This is a genomic window from Pseudomonas sp. SDO5271_S396 (genome assembly GCF_054071795.1).
Window position 1 is genome coordinate 64,656 of the sequence record NZ_JBSVWB010000032.1, and the last position, 9,633, is coordinate 74,288.

At 63.5% G+C, this 9,633-nt stretch carries 8 protein-coding genes; 4 read left to right on the plus strand and 4 right to left on the minus strand.

What is annotated here, in order from left to right; genetic code table 11:
• Positions 1–3 precede the first annotated feature (3 nt).
• The 3 genes from ACW9IN_RS20475 to ACW9IN_RS20485 all read left to right on the plus strand — a co-directional run bounded on the left by ACW9IN_RS20475 (position 4) and on the right by ACW9IN_RS20485 (position 4,594).
• Positions 4–438, plus strand: a complete 435-nt coding sequence (locus ACW9IN_RS20475; RefSeq protein WP_457367581.1) for a MarR family winged helix-turn-helix transcriptional regulator — start codon at positions 4–6, stop codon at positions 436–438.
• A gap of 143 nt (positions 439–581) precedes the next feature.
• Positions 582–1,073 (plus strand): (2Fe-2S)-binding protein, encoded by a 492-nt coding sequence (locus tag ACW9IN_RS20480; RefSeq protein WP_457367582.1) that lies wholly within the window; start codon positions 582–584, stop codon positions 1,071–1,073.
• Positions 1,070–4,594, plus strand: a complete 3,525-nt coding sequence (locus tag ACW9IN_RS20485) for a molybdopterin cofactor-binding domain-containing protein (protein ID WP_457367583.1) — start codon at positions 1,070–1,072, stop codon at positions 4,592–4,594. Before ACW9IN_RS20480 ends, ACW9IN_RS20485 begins: the two co-directional genes overlap by 4 nt.
• A 129-nt stretch (positions 4,595–4,723) precedes the next feature.
• Here ACW9IN_RS20485 and ACW9IN_RS20490 read toward each other — a convergent pair whose 3' ends face one another.
• The gene (locus ACW9IN_RS20490; protein WP_457367584.1) at positions 4,724–5,371 is read right to left on the minus strand and encodes a TetR family transcriptional regulator; all 648 of its coding nucleotides are present in this window, start codon (positions 5,369–5,371) and stop codon (positions 4,724–4,726) included.
• A gap of 160 nt (positions 5,372–5,531) precedes the next feature.
• Here ACW9IN_RS20490 and ggt point away from each other — a divergent pair, with 160 nt between their 5' ends.
• Positions 5,532–7,256: a gamma-glutamyltransferase gene (ggt, locus tag ACW9IN_RS20495; RefSeq protein ID WP_457367585.1), complete on the plus strand. Its 1,725-nt coding sequence runs from the start codon at positions 5,532–5,534 to the stop codon at positions 7,254–7,256.
• Here ggt and ACW9IN_RS20500 read toward each other — a convergent pair.
• The 3 genes from ACW9IN_RS20500 to pnuC are packed head-to-tail and all read right to left on the minus strand — an operon-like array spanning position 7,250 to position 9,470.
• A complete protein-coding gene (locus ACW9IN_RS20500) occupies positions 7,250–8,380 on the minus strand; it encodes an FAD-dependent oxidoreductase (RefSeq protein WP_457367586.1) in 1,131 nt (376 codons plus the stop codon). The genes ggt and ACW9IN_RS20500 overlap by 7 nt on opposite strands.
• On the minus strand, positions 8,377–8,910 hold the full coding sequence (locus ACW9IN_RS20505) for an AAA family ATPase (protein ID WP_457367589.1): 534 nt from the start codon (positions 8,908–8,910) through the stop codon (positions 8,377–8,379). The genes ACW9IN_RS20500 and ACW9IN_RS20505 overlap by 4 nt, the downstream gene beginning before the upstream one ends.
• A complete protein-coding gene (pnuC, locus tag ACW9IN_RS20510; protein WP_457367587.1) occupies positions 8,907–9,470 on the minus strand; it encodes a nicotinamide riboside transporter PnuC in 564 nt (187 codons plus the stop codon). Before pnuC ends, ACW9IN_RS20505 begins: the two co-directional genes overlap by 4 nt.
• Positions 9,471–9,633: the final 163 nt, after the last annotated feature.

Here is a 9,633-nt window from a genome sequence, read left to right on the forward strand (position 1 = left end):
GCCGTGCCTGATTCCTACGTCTTTTCCGAACAAGTTGGCCACCTGCTGCGCAAGGCCTATCAGCGCCACCTGGCGATCTTTCAACAGAATGTCGGCGACTCCCAGCTCACCGCCGTGCAGTTCGTCACGTTGTGCGCGTTGCGCGATCACGGTGCAAGTTCCCTGACGGAACTGGTCAAGGCCACCGCCGTCGACCAGGCGACCATCCGTGGCATCGTCGAACGGCTCAAAGCCAAAGAGTTGATTACCCTGGAGCCGGACCCCCAGGACAAACGCAAAGTGGTGGTCGACCTGTCGGCTGCCGGTGCCGAGCTGGTGGCGCAAACCGCGCCCCGCGCGGCGCAGATCAGCGAACTGACCATGAGCAACCTCAACCCCGCCGAACGGGTGGCTGTGTTGTTTCTGCTGCGCAAGATGATCGAAGACCCGCAGGAATAAACCGGCACTGGCACCGTTTTTGCTCTGAGTTGATGTAGTAGTCACTTCACCAGTCAAGTGTGTCGCGAGGCTCCAGGTACGCGGCGCTTTTTTTTGACTGTTTCATGTAGTGACTACTTCACCAACGGTTACGGGCGAAGTGAATGATCAGTCAGCAGATTACGGTAGCGCTTGAGGTCAATGGCCACACGAGCGAAGTCAGTGCCATGGCGGACACCCCGCTGTTGCTGGTACTGCGCAACGACTTGGCGCTCAACGGCCCCAAATACGGCTGCGGCCTGGGGGAGTGCGGTGCGTGCACCGTGATCATCGATGGGGTGGCCGCACGGTCCTGCGTGTTCCCGCTGTCGGGGGCGGTGGGGCGCGAGATCGTCACCCTTGAAGGCCTCGGCACGCGCCAGGCGCCGCATGCGGTGCAACAGGCCTTTATCGACGAGCAGGCCGCGCAATGCGGCTACTGCCTCAACGGCATGATCATGACCGCCAAGGCGTTGCTCGACCGCAATCCCAACCCCAGCGAAGCCGAGGTGCGCAACGAGCTGTCGGGCAACCTCTGCCGTTGCGGCACCCATATCGAAATCCTGCGCGCCGTGCTGCGTGCCGCCCGCCTCATGACTGTGGATGGATCACTATGACTGACACGCCGCTTTCCCGTGACCAGTGGCTGGCCAAGGCCGGCGTCCTGCTGATCGTCGACGATGTGCTGCCGCCCTCGGGCCCGGTGGCCAAGGGCGGTACGCCCACCGTGAAGCCCAAGGAACTGGGGCTGTTTATTGCGGTGAACGACGATGGCTTGGTGTATGCGTTCAACGGTCATGTCGATCTGGGCACCGGCATTCGCACGTCGCTGGCGCAGATCGTCGCCGAAGAGCTCGACCTGACGATGGACCAGGTCAAGATGGTACTGGGCGACACCGAGCGCGCGCCTAACCAGGGAGCGACCATCGCCAGCGCCACGTTGCAGATTTCGGCGGTGCCTTTGCGCAACGCGGCGGCCGAAGCGCGACGCTTTCTGCTGGCTCGCGCGGCGGGGCGCTGGGGCGTGAGCACGGGCAGCCTCAACGTCGACGCCGGGGTGGTTCACGCGGCGGACGGACGCACCACCACTTATGGCGAACTGGTCAGCGGCCAGCACGATCAGTTGCGCATCAGTGGCGATGCACCGTTGAAGGCTATCGAGGATTACCGCCTGGTGGGCAAGGGCGCTGCGCGGGTCGACATCCCGGGCAAGGCCACGGGAGAGCTGACCTATGTGCACGACATGCGCGTGCCGGGCATGCTCCATGGCCGGGTGATTCGCCCGCCGTATGCCGGGCTGGATTGCGGGGACTTTGTCGGTAACAGCCTGCTGAGCGTGGACGAGGCGTCCATTGCGCACATTCCCGGGATCGTCGCGGTGGTGGTGATCCGCGATTTTGTCGGGGTGGTGGCGCTGCGCGAAGAGCAGGCAATGAAGGCGGCCCATGAGTTGCAGGTGCACTGGAAACCCTGGAACCAGGCGTTGCCGGACCTGAGCGATGTGGAGCAGGCCATTCGCGACAACCCACGGGTACGCCGCACGGTGCTCGACCAGGGTAGCGTCGATGAGGCCCTGGCCAACGCCAGCCAGCGCATGTCGCGCAGTTACCTGTGGCCGTACCAGATGCACGGTTCCATCGGCCCGTCCTGCGGCGTGGCGGACTATTCCCCGGCGGGCAGCCGGGTGTGGTCGGGCAGCCAGAACCCGCACCTGCTGCGTGCGGACCTGGCTTGGTTGCTGGAGTGCGAAGAAAGCCTGATCGACGTGATCCGCATGGAAGCCGCCGGCTGTTACGGGCGCAATTGCGCGGACGATGTGTGTGCCGATGCCTTGCTGCTGTCCCGCGCCGTGGGCAAGCCGGTGCGCGTACAACTGACCCGCGAGCAGGAACATCTGTGGGAGCCCAAGGGCACCGCACAGTTGATGGACGTGGACGGCGGCCTCAATGCCGACGGCAGCATCGCCGCCTACGACTTCGAAACCAGTTACCCCTCCAACGGCGCGCCGACCCTGGCGCTGCTGTTGACTGGCCGCGTCGAACCGGTGGCGGCGATGTTCGAGATGGGCGACCGCACTTCGATCCCGCCCTACGACATCGAGCACATGCGCGTGACCATCAATGACATGGCGCCCATCGTGCGCGCGTCGTGGATGCGCGGTGTGTCGGCGTTGCCCAACACCTTCGCCCATGAGTCCTATATCGACGAACTGGCTTTCGCCGCTGGCGTCGATCCGGTGGAGTACCGCCTGCGCTACCTCAAGGACGAGCGCGCCATCGACCTGGTCAAGTCCACCGCCGAACGTGCCAACTGGGCGCCGCGCACGGCGCCGATGCAAACCGCCAATGAAGACCATCTGCTGCGGGGTCGGGGCTTTGCCTACGCGCGTTACATCCACAGCAAGTTCCCGGGGTTCGGCGCGGCGTGGGCGGCCTGGGTGGCGGATGTGGCCATCGACAGGCAGACCGGCGATGTGTCGGTGACGCGGGTGGTGATCGGGCATGACTCGGGGATGATGATCAACCCGGCGGGGGTGCAGCATCAGATCCATGGCAATGTGATCCAGTCCACCAGCCGCGTGCTCAAGGAGCGAGTGACCTTTGAAGAGTCGACGGTGGCGAGCAAGGAGTGGGGCGGTTATCCGATCCTGACCTTTCCGGAAGTGCCGAAGATCGACGTGATGATGATGCCGCGCCAGGACCAGCCGCCCATGGGGGCGGGCGAATCGGCGTCGGTGCCCAGCGCGGCGGCAATTGCCAATGCGATCTATGACGCCACCGGCATTCGCTTTCGGGAACTGCCGATTACCCCGGAGCGGGTGTTGGCGGCGCTGAATGCCGGCACCCTCGGTGAGCCGGCCAAGTCGCCGGAGAAACGCAAGAAGTGGTGGTTTGGGGCGTTGTTCGCCACCTTGGGTGCCTTGGCGGCCACGGCCTGGCCCTTTCACAGTGAGATCGCGCCGATTGCCCCGCCCGCTGCGGGTACCTGGTCCAAGGCCACTCTGGAGCGCGGGCGCTTGCTGGCGGCGGTGGGCGATTGTGCGGTGTGCCATACCGCACCGGGCGGTGCCACCAATGCCGGTGGGTTGGCGATGGAAACACCGTTCGGCACGCTGTACAGCAGCAACATCACGCCGGATGTGCAGACCGGCATCGGCGCCTGGTCGTACCCGGCGTTCGAGCGTGCCATGCGCGACGGTATCGGTCGTGACGGGCGCAACCTGTATCCGGCGTTCCCCTACACGGCGTTTCGCAATATCAACGATGCGGACATGCAGGCGTTGTACGCGTACCTGATGTCGCAAACGCCCGTAAGCCAGGCGCCGACGCCAAATGCCATGCGGTTTCCGTTCAATATCCGACCCTTGATGGCGGGGTGGAACTTGCTGAATTTACGGCGCGGTGAAATCAGCGTGCAGCCTGAACGGAGTGAGCAGTGGAATCGCGGCAATTACCTGGTCAATGGGCTGGGGCACTGCGCGGCCTGCCATTCACCGCGCAATCTGATGGGGGCGGAGAAGGGCGGCAAGGCGTTCCTGGCGGGTGGCAGGGTGGATGGCTGGGAGGCGCCGGCGTTGAATGGCTTGTCCAGGGCGCCAACGCCATGGACCGAGGATCAACTGTTTACCTACTTGAGCACGGGCTATTCCGATGCCCATGGCGTGGCGGCGGGGCCGATGGGGCCGGTGGTGAGCGAGTTGTCGAAGCTGCCCAAGGCGGATATCCGGGCAATGGCGGTGTATTTGGCGTCGCTCAATGAGGATGCTGCGGCGCAGACACCTAGCGTGGCAGCGACGCTGCCGAACCCCAGTGGCCGGCGTGTCTTCGAGGGCTCATGCCAAGCCTGTCATGCCGATGGCCTGGGGCCGAAACTGTTTGGGGTGAGCCCGTCACTGGCCACCAATACCAATGTGCACAGTGACCAGCCGGACAATTTGATCAAGGTGATCCTGCAAGGCATCAGCAACCCGGCGACCAAGGACCTGGGGTATATGCCAGGGTTCAAGGACAGTTTGTCGAACAGCCAGGTGGCGGATCTGGTGGCGTATCTGCGCGGCCGATTCGCGCCGAACGCGCCGCAGTGGCAGGGATTGGAGCAGAAAGTGGCTCACCTGCGGGCCAATCCCGGCACCCATTGATATTTCAAACCCTATGAAAATCAACTGTGGGAGCTGGCTTACCTGCGATGGTGGTGCATCAGTCACTGAAAATGTTGACTGGCATACCGCTATCGCAGGCAAGCCAGCTCCCACAGTTTGATTCGGTTTCTACAGTGGGCTGGGGGTGACGCCACGTATCACCAAATCGGTGATGAAGGCCAGCCAATCCTGCTGTTGCCCCTTGTTCGCCAAGTCTTCCCCCAGAAACGAACTGAGGGTATGCCGGTTGGAGTTATAGAAGTAGCAGAGCGAGGCGATCATCAGGTACACGTGCTTGAGGTCGATGTCGTGGCGGAACAGGCCTTTGGCCAGACCTGACTCGATGATCGGCCGCAACACGCCCACCGCTTCCCCCGACAACCGGCGCATTTCGCCGGACTGCCTGGCGTGCTTGCCCTGGTGCAGGTTCTCGATGCTCAGGATCGCCACGAACTCCGGGTGCTTGACGTAGTAGTTCCAGATGAACGCGACCAGTTCGCGCAAGGCTTGCACGGGGTCTTCCAGGTCCAGCTTGAGTTTGCTTTCGGCCTTGTTGAACTGCTCGTAGGTGTGTTCCAGCACGCAGATGAAGAGGTGTTCCTTGCTGCCGAAATAGTAATAGAGCATGCGGTCGTTGGAGTCCGCTTCCTTGGAGATGGTGTCGACGCGCCCGCCGGAATAGCCGTCGCGGGTGAACACCTTGATCGCCGCCTGGAGGATGCGTGCGCGGGTCTGGTCGGCCTGTTGGGCACGAATCCCGGTCTTTTTGAGTGCCATATCAAAGTGCCTTGCGAGACAGTCAGGGCGCGGAATATAGCATGGGCATATTTTTGCCCGTTCCGTGACCGACAAGTTCTGTAATAAAAACGCCATTACGCTGGGGAATGGATCCAGGAAGGGCTATTTTGGTGCATCTCAATAACCAGAGTAGCCATGGATGAAATACCAACCCTTCAGTCGTACCTTGATTGCCACTGCCCTGGTGTTGACGGTCAGCGGCGTGCAAGCAGCGTCCCAGGCCCCGGTGGCGGGTGAAAATGGCATGGTGGTGACGGCCCAGCATCTGGCCACCCACGTGGGCGTGGATGTACTCAAGGCCGGCGGCAACGCGGTCGACGCAGCGGTGGCCGTGGGCTACGCGCTGGCGGTGGTCTACCCGGCAGCGGGCAACCTGGGCGGCGGCGGTTTCATGACCGTGCAACTGGCCGACGGGCGCAAGACCTTCCTCGATTTCCGCGAAAAAGCCCCATTGGCGGCCACCGCCGACATGTACCTGGACAAGGACGGCAAGGTCATCGACGGCCTCAGCGCCAAGGGCCATTTGGCCGTGGGCGTGCCCGGCACCGTTTCCGGCATGGAACTGGCCCTGAGCAAGTACGGCACGCTCAAGCGTGCCCAGGTGATAGCCCCGGCGATCAAACTGGCAGAAAACGGCTTCGCCCTGGAGCAGGGTGATATCGACCTGCTGCACACCGCCACCGGCGAGTTCGAAAAAGACAAGGACATGCGTGCGATCTTCCTGCACAACGGCCAGCCGATGCAGGTGGGCCAGAAGCTGGTGCAGAAAGACCTGGCCAGGACCCTCAAGGAGATCTCGGCCAAAGGCAGCGACGGCTTCTATAAAGGCTGGGTCGCCAAGGCCCTGGTGGATTCCAGCCAGGCCGGCAAGGGCATCATTACCCAGGCGGACCTCGACAAGTACAAGACCCGCGAGCTGGCGCCCATCGAGTGCGACTACCGTGGCTACCACGTCGTCTCGGCGCCGCCTCCAAGCTCCGGCGGCGTGGTGATTTGCCAGATCATGAACATCCTCGAAGGCTACCCGATGGCCGACCTGGGTTATCACTCGGCCCAGGGCCTGCACTATCAGATCGAAGCCATGCGCCACGCCTACGTGGACCGTAACAGCTACCTTGGCGACCCGGACTTCGTGAAGAACCCCATCGCCCACCTGCTGGACAAGGACTACGCGGCGAAGCTGCGCGCCGCCATCGAACCGCAGAAGGCCGGTGATTCCCAGGCGATCAAGCCCGGCGTGTCGCCCCATGAAGGCAACAACACCACCCACTATTCCATCGTCGACAAGTGGGGCAACGCGGTCTCGGTCACCTACACCCTCAATGACTGGTTCGGTGCCGGCGTGATGGCGAGCAAGACCGGGGTGATCCTCAACGATGAAATGGACGACTTCACCGTCAAGGTCGGCGTGCCGAACATGTACGGCCTGGTCCAGGGCGAAGCCAACGCCATCGCCCCGGGCAAGGCGCCGCTGTCGTCGATGAGCCCGACCATCGTGACCAAGGATGGCAAGGCCGTGATGGTGGTCGGTACGCCCGGTGGCAGCCGCATCATCACTGCGACGTTGCTGACCATCCTGAATGTCATCGACTACAAGATGAACATTCAGGAGGCCGTGGACGCGCCGCGTTTCCACCAGCAATGGATGCCGGAAACCACCAACCTGGAGACCTTCGCGGTCAGCCCCGACACCCAGAAAATCCTCGAAAGCTGGGGCCACAAGTTCGCCGGCCCGCAGGACGCCAACCACTTGGCGGCGATCCTGGTGGGCGCACCGTCCCTGGGTGGCAAGCCGGTGGGTAACAACCGCTTCTACGGCGCGAACGACCCGCGTCGCAATACCGGTCTGTCGCTGGGCTACTGAGGCGTGAGGTGGTGATGCAGGTGGGCCAGGGACAGCGCCAGGCTGTCATGGGATAACTGGGTGGCGGCGCCTTCGGCGCTGCCCTGGGCCGCCGGCATCACTCGCTCGAACATGTGGTTTTCATACGCCTGCACGGCTTTCGAGGCGTCAGGCGTTTCCATGAGCTGTTGCGCCAGCTCGGCGGCATCCAGCATCGCCGCGTTCACCCCCTCTCCACCGAACGGCGACATGAGGTGGGCCGCATCACCGATCAACGTCAATCCCGGACGGTGGGACCAGCGATGGCCCACGGGCAGGGCGTGGATGTGCCTGCACATCAGGGTCGGATGGGCAGCGTCGAACAACGCGAGAATGTCCGGGTGCCAGCCTTCGAAGTGCGCTTTCAATGAGGTGGCGTCGGACACGTCGATATGCGTCGCAGCCCAGTCCGTCGGCACGCGGAAGATCGCATAACCGCGCAAATGAGCATTGGCGTTGCGCTGCACGATGATCGACCGGGCTTCACCGGCCACTTGCAGCGTGCCGCGACCGACCAGGCGCGCAACCTGTGGGTGCGAACGGTCGGCGTCGTCGATGTTGAATTCGATAAAGGTCAGGCCGCTGTACTGCGGTAGGTAGCTCGACAGCAGCGGACGGATCTTCGACCAGGCACCGTCGGCACCGACCACCAGGTCGAAAGGGCCATGGCTGAGGCGGCCTTGATGCAGTGTCCAGCGGTTGTCGTCAGCCTGGCTGGCGTGGTCGATGCCGACGCCCCAGGTCACGCAACCCTGGGGCAGGGCGTCCAGCAAGATCTGGCGCAGTTGGGTGCGATCGACTTCCGGGCGGTCTCCCGCGTCCGGGTTCGGGTCCTCGAACAGTAAACGACCGTGATGGTCCATCAAGCGCGAGCCTTGGTCTTCATAGCGGGCGATGCGTTTGAAGGCATCTTCCAGGCCGGCCTGGCGCAAGGCGAACTGGCCGGACTCCACGTGCAGATCCAGCGTGCCACCTTGCGGACGCTCCAGCGGTCCGCCTTCGCGCTCGAACACACTGACGGCCACGCCGTGATGGTGAAGGATTCGCGCCAGGGTCAAGCCGCCAGGGCCGGCGCCGACGATGGCGATATGCAGCGGGGTGGTCATGGGGTGGCCTCGGCGAGAAGTTGTTCTACAGCGTCGAACGCAAGGGTGCGACGTTCTGCCCAGTCGCCGCGAATCACCCGGACGTTCTGGTGATGCCGTTCGATCCACTCCAGGCTGCTCTGGAAAAACGCCCGGCGATCCGCCAATTCCGGCTGGCAGCGCTGGCCGTCGGCGGTCCACTCCACGTCTTCGGGGGACAGCAGCAGGTGCAGGTCGTAGTGGCGTGCCAGCAATTCGCGGTCAAGCCAGGCGGGATAGCTGCCGAACAGGGTCTGGCTCCAGAGTTTATTGGTCAGCAGGTGGGTGTCGAGCACCAGCAGCGACGGGCGCGCTGCGCGGGCGGCATCTTCCCAGGCCAGTTGGCCGTGGGCGATGGCGGGTATATCGGCCAGGGTGGTGTCGCGCTGATGCAGGTCGATGAAGTGGCGCACGTATTCACCGACCATCAGCCCGCCGAAATGCGTGTGCAGTTCCGCTGCCAGCCAGCTCTTGCCGCTGGACTCGGGCCCGGCGAGTACCACCACCTTCATGCGTGCAGCGCCGGATCGGCGCGCCACTCACGCCAGCCTTGCACGGCAATCACGGTGAATAGCGCGTAGAGCGCGGCGGTGAGGTACAGGCCTTTGTAGAGGAACAGGCCGACGAAGATCACGTCGACCGCAATCCACAACGGCCAGCACTGCACGCGTTTTTGCGCCATCCACATTTGCGCCACCAGGCTGAAGCCGGTGAGGGCGGCGTCGAGCCATGGCTGGGCGGCGTCGGTCCAGTGGGCCATGGCGGCGCCCAACAACAAGCTGCCGGCCGCACCCACGGCCAGGCTAGTCATGATCGCCGGCCAGCCGAGACTGGTGACCTGGCGACCTTGCTTGACCTCGCCGGCACGGGTCCACTGCCACCAGCCGTAGAGTTGCAGGCCCGCATAGACCACTTGCAGCAGCATGTCGGAATAGAGTTTCACGTCGAAGAACACCCAGGTGTACAGCAACACCATCACCAGGCCGATGGGCCAGCACCAAGGGTTCTGTTTGACCGTCAGCCAGACGGCGATCACCCCCAAGGCGGCGGCGATCAGTTCAAGGCCGGACATGGCGGTTCCTTAGGGGAGACGAAGAGGGCGGTGATTGTAACCAAAGACGACTGACGGTTGTAGTGAGCGGGCTTGTCGAGTCGTCGCACCGCCCGCGCTGGGCGGCGAAGCCGCCCCAATGAATACGCCGCATCCTGTCAGCAAGAATGCGGCGCCTGGTTTC